Raw genomic sequence first — 17,787 nt, 5'->3', positions numbered from 1 at the left:
TTTGGCGATCCATCCCGGGCAACGCTGGAATCTGGATACGCATGAATTTCAATGCGGCTATTGCATCGACGGACGCACCGCCATCCACCGCGCCGCGCATTCGTGGCGTCGGTACCGCAACGCCTGGCAGCCGCTACTCGCAGCCGGATGTGCTGGACCGCTTCGGCATCGAAGATCAGCGGCGGCGCCTGGTGTTCCTGCGCAACGGTATCGACTCGCGTAGCCTGGTCCTGCCGCAGCGCGACGACACAGGCGCGGCGCCGTGCGAAACGCAGGCGCAGTTGCTCGACAAGCATCGCGATATCGGCCTGGAGATCGGCGAGCACGCATTGACCCGCTGCCTGCAATCGATCGGGACGCAACTGGACCAGGTGCAGTATCTGTGCTGCGTCACCACCACCGGGCTGCTCACGCCCGGCTTCAGTTCGCTGCTGATCCAGCGCCTGGGATTGCGTCAGGACTGCGTGCGTCTGGATGTGGTCGGCATGGGCTGCAACGCCGGCTTGAACGGCTTCAACTCGGTCGTCAACTGGACCAACGCCAATCCGGGAAAACTCGCGATCCTGCTATGCATCGAGGTGTGTTCGGCGGCCTACGTCGACGACGAGGGAATCGAGACGGCAGTGGTCAACAGCTTGTTCGGCGACGGCGCCGCGGCGCTGGCGGTGATCGCCGATAGCGCCGAGGGCCATGGCGGGCCGCGCGTGTGCAAGTTCGCCAGCCAGGTGATTCCCGAGGCACTGGACGCAATGCGCTTCGTCTGGGATCAGGCGCAGGGCAAGTTCCATTTCCGTCTGCACAAGGACGTGCCGTACGTGGTCGGTGCCAACGCGCCGACCGTGGTCGACCGCCTGCTCGAGGGAACCGGTCTGCGCCGCCGCGACATCGCCCACTGGCTGGTGCACTCGGGCGGACGCAAGGTCATCGACGCGATCTCGGCCAACCTGATGCTGACCAGCCACGACATGCGCCACACCATCGACGTGTTGCGCGAACACGGCAACATGTCCAGCGGTTCGTTCCTGTTCTCTTACGCACGCTTGCTCGACGAGGGCCAGGTTCGCCCTGGCGACTGGGGCGTGATGATGACGATGGGGCCGGGCTCGTCGATCGAGACCGCACTGCTGCGCTGGTAAACCACGCCTGATTCCGATCATCGACCCCTGCGGACTTTTCATGAGCGATCCATCAAGCCCCGTGTTGCATCTCGTGCATCTGGATATCGACGCCGCCAGCGCGCTGAACGACGAACAGATCCAACGGCTCACCGACGCCTGCGATGAGGTCGAGGACGCCGCGACACCGGCGATCCTGATCCTGCACCTGCGTGGGACGGCCAAGCCGCCGGCTGCGGCGTGCTGGCCGGGAGCGGTGAGCCTGGACCTGGTGAACCGCTGGGAAAAGGCGATGCGCCGCTTCGAACGCCTGGACGGTCTGTCGCTGGCCTGGATCGAGAATGCCTGTTCGGCCGGGATGCTGGACCTGCTGCTGGCGGTGGACAAGCGCATCGCCGCGCCCACGGCCAGCATCTGCGTGCACAGCGGCGAAGCCGCATGGCCGAGCATGGCGATGCGGCGTATGAGCACCCGCCTGGGGATGGGCGCGGCGCGTGCGGTGTTCCTGTTCCAAACGCAGCTGTGCTGCGCGCGCATGGCGCAGTTGGGTGTGGTCGATCAGGTCAGCGACGATGGCCAGGGCGCGATCGTCGCCTGGCTGGCGTCGCTGGCCGGCGTCGACGTGCAGGTGCTGCCGAGTCGGCGCCTGTTGCTGCTCGAAGGCGCCGCCCATTCCTACGAACAGGCCGTGGGCCAGCATCTGGCCGCCTGCGACGTGGAGCTGCGCCGCCGCCAGCTGCGTGCCTTGCAGCATGCAGCTGCCGAATGCGGGCACGATGCTCCGGCGCAGATGGTGTCGGCATGAAACTGCTGGCAGACGGCATGGCGGAGCTGCAGGCATTGGCGGTCTGGTCCGAACAGGCGCTCGCCGCCTTGCCAGTGCCTGCGCTGCGCGATCAGACGCAGGCCCAGCATGCCGCCGCCGTACATGCGCGTTGCCGGGCCGCGCGCATGGATTTCATGCGCCACCACGGCGACTGGCTGTATGCGACGCTGACCCGGGAGCGGAGCCTGGCGTTACGCCTGGACGAAGTCTTGCACGCTGCCGCCGAGCTCGTGCCTGGCCTGCTGCCCAGCCAGGCGCAATGGGCGCACGAACGCACCTGCATCCAGTCGGAAAAGGAAGGCTGGGAGATCGAACAGGGCATCGTCTTGTGGGGCGTGTTGCGGCAGCCGGAGTGCGGCCACCATCTCATCGAAAGCCTGCTGCGGCCCACCGCACGCGCGCTTGAACTGTTGCCGCAGTTCCGCAGCCAAGCGCAGGTGCAGATCGGCCCTGTGCATGTGGAACGCCGCGATGGCGCAGCCTGGTTGACCGTCGCCAACCAGACCGGTCTCAACGCCGAGGACAACGCCTTGGTCGAGGCGATGGAAGTGGCGGTCGATCTGGCCTTGCTCGACGATGAGGTCATGGTCGGCGTGGTGCGTGGCGGCCCGATGCAGCATCCCAAGTACCTTGGCCGGCGGGTGTTCTGTTCGGGCATCAACCTGCAGCATCTGCACCAGGGCAAGATTTCCTTCGTCGACTTCCTGCTGGGTCGCGAGTTCACCTATCTCAACAAGATCCGACGCGGTCTGTACTGGCCGGGCGCCGATGCGCGCCAGCACACCATCGAGAAACCCTGGGTCGCTGGAGTGGACGCCTTCGCCATCGGTGGCGGCCTGCAATTGCTGCTGGTGTTCGACCATGTGGTGGCCGAACGCGAGGCCTATTTCGTGTTGCCTGCGGCCAAGGAGGGCATCGTCCCGGGCTCGGCCAATCTACGCCTGGGTCTGCGTACCGGCAATCGGATCGCCCGTGACATGATCCTGCGCGGACGCGTGATCCGTGCCGAGGAGCCTGATGCCGCAGGCCTGGCCGACGAAGTCGTCGACGCCGGCGACATGGACGCGGCGATCGCCCGGGCCGTGCAGCAGATGCGCAGCGAAGCGGTGGCACCCAACCGGCGCATGCTGTGCGTGGCGGAAGAATCGCCGGAGGATTTCCGTCGCTACATGACCGAGTTCGTCCTGGTGCAGTGCAGCCGCATCTATGCCGACGACGTGCTTGCGCGCCTGCGGCAGCGGTGGGCTGCATGAGTGTGCACCCCAGCGCCGCGTTGGATGATCTGCAGCCGCCGGCATTGGCGACGCTGGACCCGCGTGAGTTGCATCCCAGCCTGGGCGAGCCGGTACTGGGAGCGATCGATTTTCTCAATGAGGTGATCGACCGCTATCCGGACGCCATTTCGTTCGCGCCAGGCGCACCGGCGCCGGCCTTGCTGGAACCGCTGGACCTGAGCGCCCACCTGCAGACCTATCTCGCACACCTGGCGCGGACCGAGGGCCTCAGCGAGCTGCAGGTGCGCCGTCGCCTGTTCCAGTACGGCCCCAGCCGCGGCATCATCAATGCGCTGCTGGCGCAGGCGCTGCGCCAGGATCAGGGACTGGAGATCGCGCCGTCGAGCATCGTGGTCACGGTCGGCTTCCAGGAAGCGATGTTTCTGGTGCTGCGGGCGCTGTTCGCCGCGCCCGGCGACGTCCTGGCGGTGGTGCAACCGTGTTTCGTCGGCGCGCTGGGCGCGGCGCGTGCGCTCGACATCGCATTGCTCGGCATCGACGAGCGCGATGGCCGCGTCGATGTGGATCGATTGCATCGCGCCTGTGCCGAACTGCGCGCGCAGGGCCGCCGGGTGCGCGCCTTGTACGTGGCTCCGGATATCTCCAATCCCTCCGGGAGTCTGCTCGATCGTGGACAACGCCAGGCCTTGCTCGATGCGGCAGACGCGTACGATTTCTGGCTACTGGAAGACAATACCTATGGTTTCACCGTTCCGCACGCGCATGGCGTGCCGTCGCTGAAGGCAATGGATCGCACTGGCAGAGTGATCCAGATGGGCACCTTCGCCAAGATCGCCTTGCCGGGCATCCGCGTCGGCTTCGTGATCGCCGATCAGTGCGTGGCCGATCGGCCGCCGCGGGTGCTGGCCGATGCCCTAGCCACGCTGAAGAGCATGGTGACGGTCAATACCTCGCCGGTCTGCCAGGCGATCGCCGCCGGCATGCTGTTGGGCAGTGGCGGCTCGCTCGCTGCGCTGGGCGCGGATCGCGGAGCGTTCTACCAGGGCAAGCTCGCCTGCCTGCTGGCAGCGTTGCAGCGCGAACTCGGCGATCTGGCCGCCGCGCATCCGGGCTTGCGCTGGAACCGACCCAAGGGCGGCTTCTTCGTTTGCATGCACCTCGGCATACCGGTGGATGCGGCGTTGCTGGAGCTGTCCGCACGCGACTACGGCGTGCTGTGGACGCCGATGCGCATGTTCTACGTGGACGACGGTGGCCAGCACAGCCTGCGCCTGTCCTGCAGCTATCTCACCGATGCGCAGATCGACGACGGGGTCGGACGCCTGCGCCGCTTCCTGTGCGACCCGCGGGTCCTCGGATGAACGACATGCCGGTGCTGTTCGAACGCGACGGCCATGTCGCCCGCATCACCTTGAACCGCCCGGCGGTGCTCAACGCACTCGATCTGGCCACCCATGCCGCGCTTGCCGAGGCCTGGGACAGCTTCGAGCACGACGATACGCTGTGGGTCGCCGTGCTCAGCGGCAGCGGCGAGCGCGCCTTCTCGGCCGGTCAGGACCTGAAGGAACTGGCAGCGCGGCTTGCCAACGGCGCGCCGTCCTCGTCGTTCGGCAGCCAGGGTGCGGCGGGATGGCCACGCCTCACCGAACGCTTCGAGCTGTGCAAGCCGGTGATCGCCCGGGTCAACGGTCTGGCGCTGGGCGGCGGATTCGAACTGGCCTTGGCCTGCGACATCATCGTCGCCGCCGACACCGCCGAATTCGCGTTGCCCGAAGCGCGGCTCGGCCTGATTTCCGGCGCCGGCGGGGTGTTCCGCCTGACCCGGCAATTGCCGTACCGCACCGCCATGGGCTATCTGCTCAGCGGCCGGCGCATCGGCGCGGCGCGAGCGCTGGCGCTGGGGCTGGTCAACGAGGTGGTGCCGGCCGCGCAGCTGGATGCGTGCGTGGAAAGCTGGCTGTCCGATCTGCTGGCGTGCGCGCCGTTGTCGCTGCGCGCGATCAAGCAGGCGGCGGCCACGGCGGCATGCTTGCCGTTGGCCGATGCCTTCGCCACCCGCTATCCCTGGGAGGAACGTCGGCGCCACAGCCAGGACAGCCGCGAAGGGCCGCTGGCGTTCGTGGAAAAGCGCGCGCCGCGCTGGTCCGGCCGATGAGCGCGGCAACGCCGGCGGCGCGCGGCCGCATGCCGGCCGATGGAACTGCCTCCACCATCGGCGAAGAAGAGATGCCATGCTGATCAAGCGCTATCTGCGTCGTCATGCCCGCATGCTGGCCGGCATGTCGCTGCTGTCGGCGGCCAGCGCGGGCACCTCGATGCTGCTGCTGGACTACCTCAACGCCACCGCGACCAATGCGCTGCATGCCGATATGCGCGATGCGCTGCTGCGCGGCAGCCTGCTGCTGGGCGCCGCTCTCGTCGTGCGCCTGCTGTCGGCACGCCTGGCGGCGCGCGTCAGCAGCGGACTGATGGCGGACCTGCGCGCGGACTTGTCGGCGCGCTTTCTGGAGCTGCCGCTGGAACGGTTGATGCACCGCAAGCACGCGGTGTTCGGCGCGCTGATCGGCGATGTCGGACGCCTGGCGCAGATGATACAGATGGGGCCGGTGCTGTTGACCAACAGCCTGCTGTCGCTGGGGGGGCTGCTGTACCTGGCCTGGGTGTCGCTGCCGTTGTTTGCCGTGGTGGTGCCTTTCATCGGCCTGTCTGGCGTGCTGTTCTACGTCACCCGGCGCTTCACCGGTCCGGCCTTCGACCGTATGCGCAAGGCCGAGGAAACACTCAACGGCCTGCTGCGCACATTGGTGGAGGGCAAGAAGGAACTGACCCTGTCGCCAGCGCGGGCCGGGCACTTCGCCCAGGCGCAGCTTCGGCCGGCGATCGAGCGCGCACGCAGCACCCAGTTCGACACCAGCATGCATTGGGGCATCAGCGATGCCTGCGCCGAGTTGATCGGCTATGGCTGGGTGCTGGCAGCGATCCTGGCCGGGCGCTATCTGTTCGAACTGCCTTCGGCCACGATCCTGCAGTTCGTCATCACCGGACTGTTCATCAGCGGCCCGCTCAATGCGCTGTTCGATCTCGGCGCCCAGGTCGGCAGCGCATCGGCGAGCGTACGCCACCTGCGCGAAGTGGGATTGGACGATGCGCCGTCCGCGCCGCCGGCGGCAGCGGTCGCCGCCGCACCGGCCAGCATGGCGCCGACGTGGACCACGCTGTGCCTGGAGCAGGTGGTCTATCGATATGCCGGCGACAACGGCGATCACTTTCAGTTCGGCCCCGTGGACCTCACCTTGCGGCGCGGCGAAACGGTGTTCGTCACCGGTGGCAACGGCAGCGGCAAATCGACCCTGCTGCTGCTGCTCAGCGGTCTGCTGAGTCCCAGCGGGGGACGCATTCTCGTCGATGGACAGGAACTGGGGACCAGTCTGGCGCTGGCCAGCTACCGAGCGATGTTCAGCGCGGTGTTCTTCGACTTCATGCTGTTCGAGCACGCCATCGGGGCCGACGCCGCGCCGGCCGATCCGGCACAGGTGCATGCCTGGCTGGAGCGCGTGGACATTGCCGCCAAGGTTGGTTTCGACCAGGCCGCGGGCGTGTTCGCCAGCGTGGATCTGTCGCAGGGACAGCGCAAACGCCTGGCCCTGGTGCAGGCCTGCCTGGACGACCGCGAGGTCATGATCTTCGACGAACTCACCGCCGACCAGGACCAGGCGTTTCGGGAGCGTTTCTACACCGTCTTGTTGCCCGAGTTGCGCGCGCGCGGCAAGACGCTGGTGCTGGTGACCCACGACCAGGGTTACCGGCACCTGGCCGACCATGTGCTGACGCTGGACTACGGGCATCTGGTCGGGCCGGAGCCGACACGCAAAGCGCAGTGCCCTGCGGATCTGCGCGGGCCGGCGCTGGAAGAACTGCAGGTCCCCGGCATGCCGCCGGGGGCCTGATCGAAAGAACAGGGGCGCGTCGAACCTGCGGCCGGCGCCCCGCGCATCGCCCGATGCGTGCAACACGCCGCCACTCATCCCCACCGGAGGACGTACAGATGTCGATCCAAGACGACGAGCAAGACCAGATCTACGTCGTGGTCATCAACCACGAAGAACAATACGCATTGTGGCCGGACTACGCCGACGTGCCGAACGGCTGGTCGGTGGTGTTCGGCCCCAACCCGAAGCAGGCCTGCCTGGACTATGTCAACGAGCACTGGACCGACATGCGTCCGAAGAGCCTGCGCGACGCCATGGCAGCGGCGGGACACTGAGTGCCGCGTTGCCCTCCCTCCTGATGACGGCATGTCGTCGGGAGGGCAGGGCGGCAGGATGGAAAGGCAAAGAGCGGCTGGCCCGCTTGTCCAGGCTCAGGACGAGGGCAGGGTCATGTCCTTCCTCGCGAACAGACGCTCGCCATCGATGCCGCGCGCATGGCAATGGGCAACGAACCGATCGACCTCGCGCAGGCCCAGGGGTTGCCGGACTGGTTGATCGCCAGCACATGATTCAACACGCCGCGCTGCGGCCCTCGATGCGCAAGTGATAGCCGGCCTTGTCCTGGATACCCAGATCGTTGTGCTCGCCGAGCAAGGGCAATGCGGTAATCGCCCCATCTTCCAACGCAATGCGTTCGAACTCGTGCAGCGCGATGACCCACTCGAACCCGAGCGCCTGCAGCATCAGTTTCAGCGACGAGTCCTGCCGGCGCCGGTCGGCGCTATGCGGCACGACCACGGTACCGATCCGGTTGCGTAGCCGCAGCAAGGTATCCGGACGGAGATGGTTGCTGGGGCCATGGGTGATCAACACGTAGTCTATTGGCTCGGGCAGCTCGGCCAGGGTGTAGCGGGGCAGGGCACACCCGGCGGGCGGACGATGGCGCTGCGCCGGCGGCGCAGCGTCGAACAACGTCGCAAATCCTGGGCGCTGCGACGCGACGATTCCAAGTAACTGGCCCAATTCCTCGAGCACGAAGTGCCGGGTCGCGCGCCGCCTGGGCGTGCTGCTCGGGGCCGGCGCGCCACGGCATTGGCGCGCAGTGTCTCGGACATGGGTTGTGCGTGGGTTAGAGCGTGATCTCGCAGCGGCCGAACAGCAGTTCGGCATGGCGTCCTTTCGCGCGTGCGGTCGTCTCCAACTGGCGCGCCTCGCGGAACTGCGGCAGATCTTCGGAATACAGAATGCTGGTGATGTGCGTGACCCAGGGTTCGGCGCCCATGGCGTAGACGTAGAGCCGTTCGGGCAGGAAGAAGTCCTGCAACGCGCTGGCCAGCGCGCTGTCGCAGCCATCCAGGCGGCGCGACTGGTCCTCGCCCCGGGTCAACATCTTCTGCAGCAGCGGGCCGTACAGCCACGTCGCCGGCGCACCGACGCATTCCATCCCCAGGAACATGCAGTCGATCTTCGGGAACAGCGCCTTCAGTTGCGCGTAGCACTCCACCATCGGCGGACGCGAATCGGCGAACAGCACGCACACCTTGCCGTCCAGTTCCACCGCATGGACCAGTTTGGCGCGGATATCCAGGTCGGCATGTTCGCCGTAGAACGGCGCGCCGACGATTCTTCCCTGCGGGAATCGCAGTTCCTCGTAGTCGGCCAGTTCCACCACGTTGGCGAAGCCGCATTGCTCCAGGCACAGTTTCAGCGAAATGTCCTGCAAGTCGCCGCCGCCGGCGCGTCCCACCACCACGGTGCCGACGCGATGACGGATCCGCAGCAGCGCTTCCATCACCACGTGATCCTGGTGCGGATGGGTGATCAGCAGATAATCGATCTTGGCCGGCAGATCGTCGAAGGTGAAATGGTCGATGGCGCATTCGCCCGGATAGCTGATCAGCGGATCGATCAGGATGCTGACCCCTGCGCCTTCGATCAGCACGCAGGCATGGCCGAAGTAACGCACACGCACGCCTTCCGGTGCCGGGTGTTCGGGCAGCGGCGCATCGGTCAGCAGAGCGAGGGCCTCCGCGCGCGTGGTGCCGGTCGGCGCGTGGCGCAAGATCAGGTCGACGAGGGCATCGGCGTCGGGCATGCCGCCGCACAGCTGGTCCCAGAACGGATCGGCGAAGGGCACGCTCAACTCCAGCGAACCGGCTGCCGACGGCAACTGCGGCGTACTCAGCGCAAACGCGCGCTCCTGTTCGCTGACCGGTTCCAGCACTGCGGTCTGCAGACCGGGATCGTAGGCGCTGCTGGCGTAGAACTGGCGCTCCATGAAACGCACGCCGGGCTGTTTGCTGACATCGTAGAAGATCTCCAGCTTGTCGCGGATCAGCGGATCGATCTTGCCGTACAACCCAGCCAGGCCGGCGCCCTTGGCTTCGCTGTGCAGCAATTGGTAAAGCGCGACGATCGCCTCGGCGGTGCGCAGCTGGGGCGCGCAGCGTTGCAGAGTTTGATCGCGAAGCTTGCGGATATCGGCGACATCGCCGGCATGGTCGATGAAAGGGCCGCCACGCATGTCAGGCTCGCGCAGTGCCGCACGGTGCTGTTCCGGATCCTCCAGGAACGACTCCATCATCGCCAGATGCGAATGTTCGGTATACAGGCCGAAGGTGAGCGGCGAAATCAGATACGGATGGGCGAACCAGCCATTGATACGCGGAAGCAGGCGGACGTGTTCGGACAGCCGGAAGCAGGGGGATGTCATTAGGGTAGCGACCATGCAGGGCATAGCGATGATGAATCGCAGTCTGTGACCCAGGCGGGACTGACGCTTGCCTGATCGTGGCAACGACTTGCCGCAGCGCGCCAATGCGCGGCAGATCTATATCCAAAGGCGAGTGCGTCCCTGAAAATAGCGATCGCCAAGGCAAGACACCCCAACGTTTAACGATAAAGAGGACATATGCTCAAATATTCCCCGTTATTTGAAAACAGAAAGGGGCCAACCATCATCTCACCGACGGGCGGGCGGCACTCGCTGCTTGATGTCATCGTTCCAGACATGCCGCGCTACCGGCAGGAACTCAACGAACATGGCGCTATTCTCTTGCGCGGCTTCGAGGTCTCGGAAATAAAACAATTCGATGAGTTTGTCGAAAGCGTATCGCAACAACAGTATAAATACGTCTATCGGTCCACGCCAAGGACCGAGATAACGCACCGGGTATCCACCGCGACGAACTATCCAGCGCGTCTTGAAATTCCGATGCACAACGAATGCGCGTACCACACGACGTGGCCACTCTTATTGGCGTTCTGCTGCATCGAAGCGCCGACTGAAGGCGGACAAACCCCGATCGCCCCTATGGGCGAGGTGTCCCGAAACATTGGCCAGGAACTGATCGAGCGAATGGAAGAAAAGGGGATCGAATATATCCGCCATTACCACCCGAACATCGATCTTCCCTGGGAAACCGTATTCCAAACAGAAGATCGATCGAAGGTCGACGAATATTTCGCGCATAACGGTATCTCCTCCCACTGGAGCGCCGACGGTTTGCTTCGCACCTCGAATCGGGCGCAGGGCACCGCTTTCCATCCCGCAACTTCTGAGAAAGTCTTCTTCAATCAGGCTCACCTGTTCCATGTCTCCAGCCTGGGGCACGCACAGTCCCAAGCAATGATGAACATGTTTGGCGCCGACAAGCTGCCAAGGCATGCGCGCTTCGGCGACGGCACGGAAATCTCAGAGCATGATCTGCGGCGGATCCAACAGGCTTTCTCTAGCGAGGCTCTGATGTTTCATTGGCAGCCTGGCGATGTCTTGCTGCTCGACAACATGAAATTCGCTCACGGTCGCAAGCCGTACAAGGGATCTCGCGCCGTGTTCGCGGCGTTGATGGAGCCTAGTCGGTAATTCTCGCGGTCTTTTCAGCGCTGTGTTCATCCGGCACTGCTGCTAAGCCGTGAGATGCCGCTCGGTTGCCGGGCCTTCTAACGCCGTCAGCAGGCCGCGCAGCTGGCGTTCTGGTATCCGTGCGCCGAACGGCGCCACCACTTCCCGACCAGCCAGCCGCCAAGCAGCCCAAGTGCCGTGTAGATCTACGTGGTTGTCGATGACATGCCACGCGCGCGCCATCAGGGCGATGCCCGGGTGCCGGGGACTACTCGGTGCGCGGCGCCTTGTAGTCCTGGCCCGGCTGCAGCGTGGTGACGTAGGGGCCGTTCCAGTCGCGGTCGAAGATGTGCGTCAGCGTCTCGGCTGGGCCCTTGCCCTTGACGAACACCGAGGCGTCCACCGCGGTGTTGAAGTAGCCCCATTCCCAGTTACCGGTGCCGATGAAGCTGCTGCGGTCATCGGCCACCGCGTACTTGGCGTGCTCGACGCGCGCATATGGAATGAAGCCTTCCGGCGCCGGCGGCAGGCTGCTGAACTTCACCGTGATGTTCGGGAGTACCTCCAGGCTTTTCAGATACGCCTGCATCGGTTCGCGAAGCGCCCAGTCGGCGACGATGATGTGCACCTGCACGCCGCGCGCGGCGGCATCGCGCATGGCGCTGTCGACCGGCGCCCACCAGCCCTCGGGTCCGAAGCTGCGGATCGCCGAGAGCGTCATCACCTGGATACGCAGCGCATGCCGGCTGGAGCGGATCATTTCGACCAGGGCCGGCTCCTCGGCGGTGACCCACGCGGGTTGCAGCGTCGGCGGGCTGAAGGCAGGGAAGGCGATCAGCGGCGCGTCGCTGCCGGCGTCCAGCAGCACCGGATCGCTGGCGGTGGCCGGGGCGAAGTCCGGCGGCTGCACGCCGCGCGCCTGCGCCTTGGCCAGATTGCCTTCGTCGGCCAGGCGCCAGCTGAAAGCGAAGCTGGCGGCGAAGGTTTTGGCGAAGCGTGCATCGTCGATGCGCGCGCCGATCTCGTGGATCTGCTCCAGCGCACGCCAGTCCCAGTTCTGGCTGCCGACGAACACGCTGGCGTCGTCGATGACCATGTACTTGGCGCGCAGCACGCCGCCGGTCAGCGTATCGACCGGCAGCACGCGCACCGTGATGCCCGGCACCTTGCCCAGCCAGGCGACGCTGTCCGGGTTCTTGGCCAGGAAGCTGTGGTCGACCAGCAGATGCACCGTCACCCCGGCGCGGGCGCGGGCGGCCAGTGCGTCGAGCACCGGGGTCAGGCCGGTACCGGGTTTTTCGGAGAGATAGAACGCGGCGATGTCGATGCGGCGCTTGGCACCGTTGATCATCGCCAGCCAGGTCTGCTGCGTGCGCGGCACCCCGGGCTCGCCGAAGACGCTGGCTTCGGGCACGCTTTCGACAATCTGGAATTGCGAGGGCTGCGGCCGGGCCTCGATGCCGGTCGCTGCCGACAGCAGCAGGCAGGTCAGGGCGGCGTGCAGGGAGCGGCGCGCAGCACACGCGCGGACGGGGGACGAAAGAGGCACGTTGGGAGTCCTTGCGATGACGTGGGAAGTGGTCGCCATGCCGGCATGCGCTCGCACGCTGCCGGCGTCGCGGGTACTGGCCCTATCGCACCGGTGGCCGCAGCGCGTCGGCCAGTGCGGTGACGTTGTAACGCATGAGTTCCAGATAGCTCGGTGCGGGCCCGTCCCCAGCCGACAGCATATCCAAGCCAGCGTGACCCGCAGCGCGACGCCCCGCAGCAGCGGGTCGCCGGCGTGCAAAGGCTCAGGCGACGGCGTGGCCGCCGCGGGCAGCGGGGGATGAATCGCCCCGGCTTTCCTAGACACCTTGCAGCCATAATTCGCAGTAGTAAAAGGGGCGTCTATGAACAGCAAGCGATACACGCAAGAGTTCAAGGTCGAGGCGGTCAAGCAGGTCACTGAGCGAGGGCACTCGGTCGCCGATGTGGCAAGTCGGCTCGGCATATCGATCCATAGTCTCTATGCCTGGCGGACGCAGTGCGCGAATTCGTCATCCACACATCCGGCAGCAATCGATCAGGCGTCCGAACTGCGACGGGTCAAGTCGGAGTTGCGGCAGGTCACCGTAGAGCGAGACATCCTAAAAAAGGCCGCAGCGTACTTTGCCAAGCTGTCCGGGTGAGGTACGCGTTTATGCTCGACCATGAGCGGGAATTCGGCCTTCGAAGCATGTGTAAGGTGTTTGGCCTGCACCCCAGCGGGTACTACGCCTGGCGAAGCAAGCCGATGTCGCCCCGTGCCAAGGATGACGCGCGTGTCCTGGGCCTGATCAAGCAGTCCTGGCTGGAAAGTGGCGGGGTGTACGGTTACCGGAAGATCACCCGTGATCTGCGCGACTTGGGTGAATCGTGCGGCAAGCATCGGACGGCACGATTGATGCGGCACGAAGGCCTGCGGGCGCAGGTGGGCTATCACCGCCGGCCGGGCATGCACGGAGGGACGCCGGCTATCGTCGCCAACAATGAGCTGGCGCGTCAGTTCGATCCGGGCATTGCAAATCAGGCATGGGTGACCGACATCACCTACATCCGAACGCACGAAGGCTGGCTGTACCTGGCCGTGGTGCTGGATCTTTTCTCAAGGAAGATCGTGGGTTGGGCGATGCACTCAACGATGCACACCGACGTGGTGCTGCAAGCCTTGATGATGGCCGTATGGCGACGCAAGCCGCCTGCGGGGCTGCTAGTGCACTCGGATCAAGGCACGCAATTCACTGGGCACGGCTGGCAAGATTTCCTGAAAGCACATGGCCTGGTCAGCAGCATGAGCCGGCGCGGCAACTGTCACGACAACGCGGTCGCCGAGAGCTTCTTTCAGCTCCTCAAACGCGAGCGCATCAAGCGCAGGATTTACGTGACGCGCGAGGAAGCCAAGTCCGACGTCTTCAACTACATCGAGATGTTCTACAACACCAGACGACAGCACGGACACAACAACGGGCTGTCTCCGGTAGAGTTCGAAAAGCAACGATCAAAATGAGGCTTCGGGGTGACTACAGAAGCCGGGGCGATTCACGCCGCCATCGCCAGCTACATCCATGGCTTCTACAATCCCACGCGCTTGCACTCGGCGCTTGGATACCTGTCCCCCAACGACTATGCCAAGACACTGAAGCAAGCCGCTTAACCCGCTGCTTCTTGGCGTCCGTTCTCAGGGGGCAGGTTCAAGGCGGGTCTCAATGGTCCTGGATGAGCCCGCCATTGCGCCGACTAAGCAAAAGGTAGAACTGCTGCAATCTTCGGCAGCGTGGTGCTTTGCAGAGCATCGCGACGCGCGACACGCACTATTGATCGACCGCTTAGCCCTTGACGGCAAGGAGGACGCCTCGTTCATCACGTATTTGCGGGGCAACCTAAAGGCCGCGCTGCAGGACGCGCGAGACCGATATAGGTTGGTGGTACTGGAGAAAAAGGACGCAGCGTCGAAAGAGACGCGCGAAATTATGAAGGATGTCCGTGCCCAAGCCGATGCCTATGCGGCCAAGGTACGAGATCTAACCTCGACATTCTTGCGCGACCTGGTGGCAGCGCTTCTACTTGTCGGATTCGGCCTGTTGGGAAAGATTAATTCGGAAGCCTTGGGGCAGCTGATCAACGCAAAGGCGGTCAACGTCTTCTTTTGCGTGCTGTCTGGCTACTTCGTGCTTTCGGCGACGTTGCAGATTGCTACGCATTGGAGAGATCTAACTCTGACCACGCGTGAGCTGCGCAACTGGTGGGTTCTTACGCGTAGCAGCCTTCCTGGGGAGGAGGTCAAGCGCGTGCTTGATGAGGTGATCACGCCTCGGCGTCGGATGTTCTTTACAGCGCTATGGGTGGTTGCCCTCAGCAATTTGGCAATTGCCATTGTACTTTGGAACTGGAAGCTGCTGTTGGCGATGATGGTTCTGCAGCCCTAGACGGAGCGAGGAATGGGGTGGGTCAGCAGGCATGCGCGGAGCTTGTGATTTGCAGGATTTATCGAGGGTACGGAAAATTGAGGTCCGCGACGAAGATGCATTGCAAACTATTCCCGCGAGCCTATGCGCCCACGCGCAGCACTTAGGCTTGCGCTAAACGAGGTCCGTCAGCCAACTCTCTGAGGGGACTGGTTTAAGCAGATATCGATGCAAGCAATTCGTACGCGGAGGCAGCGGTCATCTCGTTGGACGAACTGAACTGTCCGTTTCCGACGCATAGCGAAGCTTGTTCAGTAACGTTACCGGATGCCGGAATTGCAACTGTAAGCTACTAACGAAGCCGGGGACTACCGAGCCGCCGAACTACCGAGGAAAAAAGGACCGTATGGATAAGTGGCGCTGCGAGACAAGCAAAGAGCTTGAGATGACTATAGGTCGGTATGGGCCGGGCGTTCTCTATAGGGGGCAAAACCAGCACTACGCTGGCACAGACGGTCAGCCTTCGTTATCGACTTCGTTCCAGCGTCAGGGCTGCGTGCCCGATCTGATGATTAAATGGACCTATTATGCAAAGAGGGCTCTGCAACATCTAGTGCGCGGCTGGAAGGAAACCGACGATGCAGCCACAAACCAAGCGATCCTTCAGCACTATGGATTTCGCTCATTCTTCCTTGACGCTTCTGGCAATCCGCACGTTGCCGCTTGGTTCGCAAGCAATAGGTTCGAGTCGAAAATCGCGGTGAACATGGTTGAAGACTGTTTCGAAGACCCTGTGTGGCTGCGCACACTCAATGCTAGGTTTGTACCCGCGGAAGACGTAGGGCATCTCTACCTGATAGGCCAAAAGGCGCTCCGTCAATGCGGAATTCAGGCAGTCCACTTATCAGAAATAGCCACCAATGAGGGAGCCCCGCGATATGTTCGACAGGACGCCTACATGGTTGGCCCCTTAATTCAGAGTGGTCTGCATGTTGATTGCATACTTGCTCATATAACTGCGCCAGCTGAAGTATTGCGCGAATTCGCGGGGGAGTGCAACGCTGAATGGTTATTCCCTGAGCCATCGGATGACCCAGTGTATGCTGAGCTGCTCGCGATGCCTTGGGAGAAGATGCTACATGTTCCGGATGATGGCCTCGAAGCATTTAGGCGATCGCTAGAGCTTCCAGAGTATTCGTACCATCTCCAGAAGCACATGCCGCCTAGAAGTGCCATGTATCGCCCGTTTTGGACGAGAGATCTTCCGCCTCCTTCAAATTGTCAAACCTCGACCCATATACAGATGGCCCAAGTCCTCTGTGGCAGTACCCTATACCACGGAGTCAGCGCGCCTCGCTTCATCCTTCCGGAGCTAAGAGCAGCTAACAAAAGCCCCTTGAACACGTCTGTTGAGCCACCACTTTGCGGTGATGGCTCACCGCAAAGAAATCAGCACAGCGCTGTGGAAGCGCATCCACCCCTTGATCCCGGTCGTGCCGCCTTCGCCCAAGGGCGGTAGGCCGCGCGTAGACGACCAAAGCGCACTCAACGGCATCGTATACGTGCTGCGCACTGGCATCGCGTGGGAGGATCTGCCCCAGGAACTTGGCTACGGCAGCGGCATGACCTGCTGGCGCCGATTGCGTGACTGGCAGGCCGCGGGTGTGTGGCACCGTCTGCATCAGGTGTTGCTGGCCGAACTTCGCCGCGCCGACCGGCTCGATTTCAGCCGGGCCAGCCTGGACGCGGCCAGCGTGGCCTCCCCCCGGGGGGCGCCTATACGGGGCCGAACCCGACCGACCGCGGCAAACGTGGCAGCAAGCGGCACGTGATCACGGATCGGCACGGCGTTCCCCTGGCGTTCTGCGTGACCGGGGCCAACCGGCACGATTCGGTCGTGTTCGAGGAACTGGTCGATGCATTGCCCTCCATTGCCGGCAAACCTGGACGGCCACGACGCTGGCCGGACAAGCTGCATGCCGACAAGGCCTACGACATGGATCGGTGCTGGAACCACCTGAAGCGACGAGGGATGACCCCACGCATCGCCCGCAAGGGCGTGGAACGCAACGATCGCCTGGGCCGATACCGCTGGGTAGTTGAACGCACGCATGCCTGGTTTGCCGGCATGGGAAAACTGCGGACCCGCTTCGAACGCCGGATCGATATCCACCTGGCTCTGTTGTCCATGGCCTGTTGCGTCATCTGCCTGCGGCGACTTCCAGAGTTTTGTTAGCCGCTCTAAATAAGCTGCTTAAAAGCTACGACGAGATATCCATCGAGCTTGATGGCCTGGTTTATCACGGGATGGGCACTCATTACGGGAAGGGCGTGGGAATCGTAAATATGCCTGGAGACATTGTCTGCGTTTTTGAATATGGCGTTGATCATCCCGGACTACGCATCATGGAGATCAGGCGCTTCTACGGATTGCACTATCGGATCAACGCCGAGGGGAGCTGGGAGCGGGTTTTGCACGAGGAAGACTGTGCATGCGGCTCCGATCACACGGAAAATTTCAGGTTACTTGGCAGAGTGGATCTTGCATTGAAGGATGGGTGGATAAAATGCGTCGAACCCGGCCTTTACGTGCAAAAAGATGTTGATCCAACCTCTGATCCGAGAGCTACTTGGGGCGAGCCCTACTAAAAAGTTCGCGCGAATGTCGACGAATAGGGATCAGAACTGGTTATCACGGGCAGGGCAACCGCCTTCTCCCGACCTAAAACAGCCGGAGGGGTCCACCGCGATCACTTTTCACGACGACGACATGGCCAGCGTTGCCCACGTCCGTGGCAAACCTTGTCGCCAGCAATCAGAGTGAGTTTGTTTTTGTCGCTCATCTTGATCCTGGGCGGCGACATCAATCAGCGCGGCTCGCGCGGGCTGATGCTTTGGCAATTTACTTGGCA

General features: G+C 63.5%; 17 protein-coding genes. 14 read left to right on the top strand and 3 right to left on the bottom strand.

Going from position 1 to position 17,787, the window contains the following annotated elements; all coding sequences use genetic code 11:
• Positions 1–41 precede the first annotated feature (41 nt).
• From dpgA to ISN38_RS00505, 7 genes are all read left to right on the top strand, one after another.
• Positions 42–1,136 (top strand): 3,5-dihydroxyphenylacetyl-CoA synthase DpgA, encoded by a 1,095-nt coding sequence (gene dpgA / locus ISN38_RS00535; protein ID WP_003468490.1) that lies wholly within the window; start codon positions 42–44, stop codon positions 1,134–1,136.
• Positions 1,137–1,176: 40 nt separating this feature from the next.
• Positions 1,177–1,920 (top strand): enoyl-CoA-hydratase DpgB, encoded by a 744-nt coding sequence (dpgB, locus tag ISN38_RS00530; protein WP_038237601.1) that lies wholly within the window; start codon positions 1,177–1,179, stop codon positions 1,918–1,920.
• Complete coding sequence (gene dpgC, locus ISN38_RS00525; RefSeq protein ID WP_047324914.1) at positions 1,917–3,194, top strand: (3,5-dihydroxyphenyl)acetyl-CoA 1,2-dioxygenase DpgC; 1,278 nt, start codon at positions 1,917–1,919, stop codon at positions 3,192–3,194. The genes dpgB and dpgC overlap by 4 nt, the downstream gene beginning before the upstream one ends.
• Positions 3,191–4,537 (top strand): aminotransferase-like domain-containing protein, encoded by a 1,347-nt coding sequence (locus ISN38_RS00520; RefSeq protein WP_155616925.1) that lies wholly within the window; start codon positions 3,191–3,193, stop codon positions 4,535–4,537. Before dpgC ends, ISN38_RS00520 begins: the two co-directional genes overlap by 4 nt.
• A complete protein-coding gene (dpgD, locus tag ISN38_RS00515) occupies positions 4,534–5,331 on the top strand; it encodes an enoyl-CoA-hydratase DpgD (RefSeq protein ID WP_230839166.1) in 798 nt (265 codons plus the stop codon). The genes ISN38_RS00520 and dpgD overlap by 4 nt, the downstream gene beginning before the upstream one ends.
• Positions 5,332–5,407: 76 nt before the next feature.
• The gene (locus tag ISN38_RS00510) at positions 5,408–7,123 is read left to right on the top strand and encodes a cyclic peptide export ABC transporter (protein ID WP_003468472.1); all 1,716 of its coding nucleotides are present in this window, start codon (positions 5,408–5,410) and stop codon (positions 7,121–7,123) included.
• Between the two features lie 98 nt (positions 7,124–7,221).
• Positions 7,222–7,440 carry an MbtH family protein gene (locus ISN38_RS00505; protein ID WP_003468470.1) on the top strand — a complete coding sequence of 73 codons (219 nt, stop codon included), beginning with the start codon at positions 7,222–7,224 and terminating at the stop codon, positions 7,438–7,440.
• 235 nt (positions 7,441–7,675) lie between these two features.
• On the opposite strand, the gene ISN38_RS00500 is transcribed toward ISN38_RS00505, so the two are convergent.
• Together ISN38_RS00500 and ISN38_RS00495 are read right to left on the bottom strand one after the other, a co-directional pair.
• On the bottom strand, positions 7,676–8,077 hold the full coding sequence (locus ISN38_RS00500) for an MBL fold metallo-hydrolase (RefSeq protein ID WP_003468467.1): 402 nt from the start codon (positions 8,075–8,077) through the stop codon (positions 7,676–7,678).
• Between the two features lie 157 nt (positions 8,078–8,234).
• On the bottom strand, positions 8,235–9,818 hold the full coding sequence (locus tag ISN38_RS00495; RefSeq protein WP_003468465.1) for an MBL fold metallo-hydrolase: 1,584 nt from the start codon (positions 9,816–9,818) through the stop codon (positions 8,235–8,237).
• 198 nt (positions 9,819–10,016) lie between these two features.
• Here ISN38_RS00495 and ISN38_RS00490 point away from each other — a divergent pair, with 198 nt between their 5' ends.
• The gene (locus ISN38_RS00490; protein ID WP_058358676.1) at positions 10,017–10,970 is read left to right on the top strand and encodes a TauD/TfdA family dioxygenase; all 954 of its coding nucleotides are present in this window, start codon (positions 10,017–10,019) and stop codon (positions 10,968–10,970) included.
• Positions 10,971–11,217: 247 nt separating this feature from the next.
• Here ISN38_RS00490 and ISN38_RS00485 read toward each other — a convergent pair whose 3' ends face one another.
• Positions 11,218–12,498 (bottom strand): phospholipase D-like domain-containing protein, encoded by a 1,281-nt coding sequence (locus ISN38_RS00485; protein ID WP_206712005.1) that lies wholly within the window; start codon positions 12,496–12,498, stop codon positions 11,218–11,220.
• A 343-nt stretch (positions 12,499–12,841) separates the two neighbouring features.
• Here ISN38_RS00485 and ISN38_RS00480 point away from each other — a divergent pair.
• The 6 genes from ISN38_RS00480 (at position 12,842) to ISN38_RS00455 (ending at position 17,524) form a co-directional block, all read left to right on the top strand.
• Positions 12,842–13,977 (top strand): IS3 family transposase gene (locus ISN38_RS00480; protein WP_206712004.1). Its coding sequence is split into 2 segments (ribosomal slippage): positions 12,842–13,088 and positions 13,088–13,977, totalling 1,137 coding nucleotides; the frame shifts between segments, so codons are not numbered across the junction.
• A gap of 9 nt (positions 13,978–13,986) precedes the next feature.
• Positions 13,987–14,124, top strand: a complete 138-nt coding sequence (locus tag ISN38_RS00475) for an IS3 family transposase (protein ID WP_155604502.1) — start codon at positions 13,987–13,989, stop codon at positions 14,122–14,124.
• 52 nt (positions 14,125–14,176) lie between these two features.
• Positions 14,177–14,896 carry a hypothetical protein gene (locus ISN38_RS00470; protein ID WP_206712003.1) on the top strand — a complete coding sequence of 240 codons (720 nt, stop codon included), beginning with the start codon at positions 14,177–14,179 and terminating at the stop codon, positions 14,894–14,896.
• A 385-nt stretch (positions 14,897–15,281) separates the two neighbouring features.
• Positions 15,282–16,394 carry an FRG domain-containing protein gene (locus ISN38_RS20735; protein ID WP_081045949.1) on the top strand — a complete coding sequence of 371 codons (1,113 nt, stop codon included), beginning with the start codon at positions 15,282–15,284 and terminating at the stop codon, positions 16,392–16,394.
• A protein-coding gene (locus tag ISN38_RS00460) for an IS5 family transposase (protein WP_108084546.1) occupies positions 16,306–17,111 on the top strand; the annotation gives its coding sequence in 2 pieces (ribosomal slippage) (positions 16,306–16,636 and positions 16,636–17,111; 807 coding nt in all). Before ISN38_RS20735 ends, ISN38_RS00460 begins: the two co-directional genes overlap by 89 nt.
• Positions 17,072–17,524: a hypothetical protein gene (locus tag ISN38_RS00455; protein ID WP_196479582.1), complete on the top strand. Its 453-nt coding sequence runs from the start codon at positions 17,072–17,074 to the stop codon at positions 17,522–17,524. Before ISN38_RS00460 ends, ISN38_RS00455 begins: the two co-directional genes overlap by 40 nt.
• Positions 17,525–17,787: the final 263 nt, after the last annotated feature.

It is taken from the genome of Xanthomonas translucens pv. undulosa (assembly GCF_017301775.1).
GTDB classification, from domain to species: domain Bacteria; phylum Pseudomonadota; class Gammaproteobacteria; order Xanthomonadales; family Xanthomonadaceae; genus Xanthomonas_A; species Xanthomonas_A translucens.
This window is presented reverse-complemented; position numbering and strand designations above follow the sequence as displayed.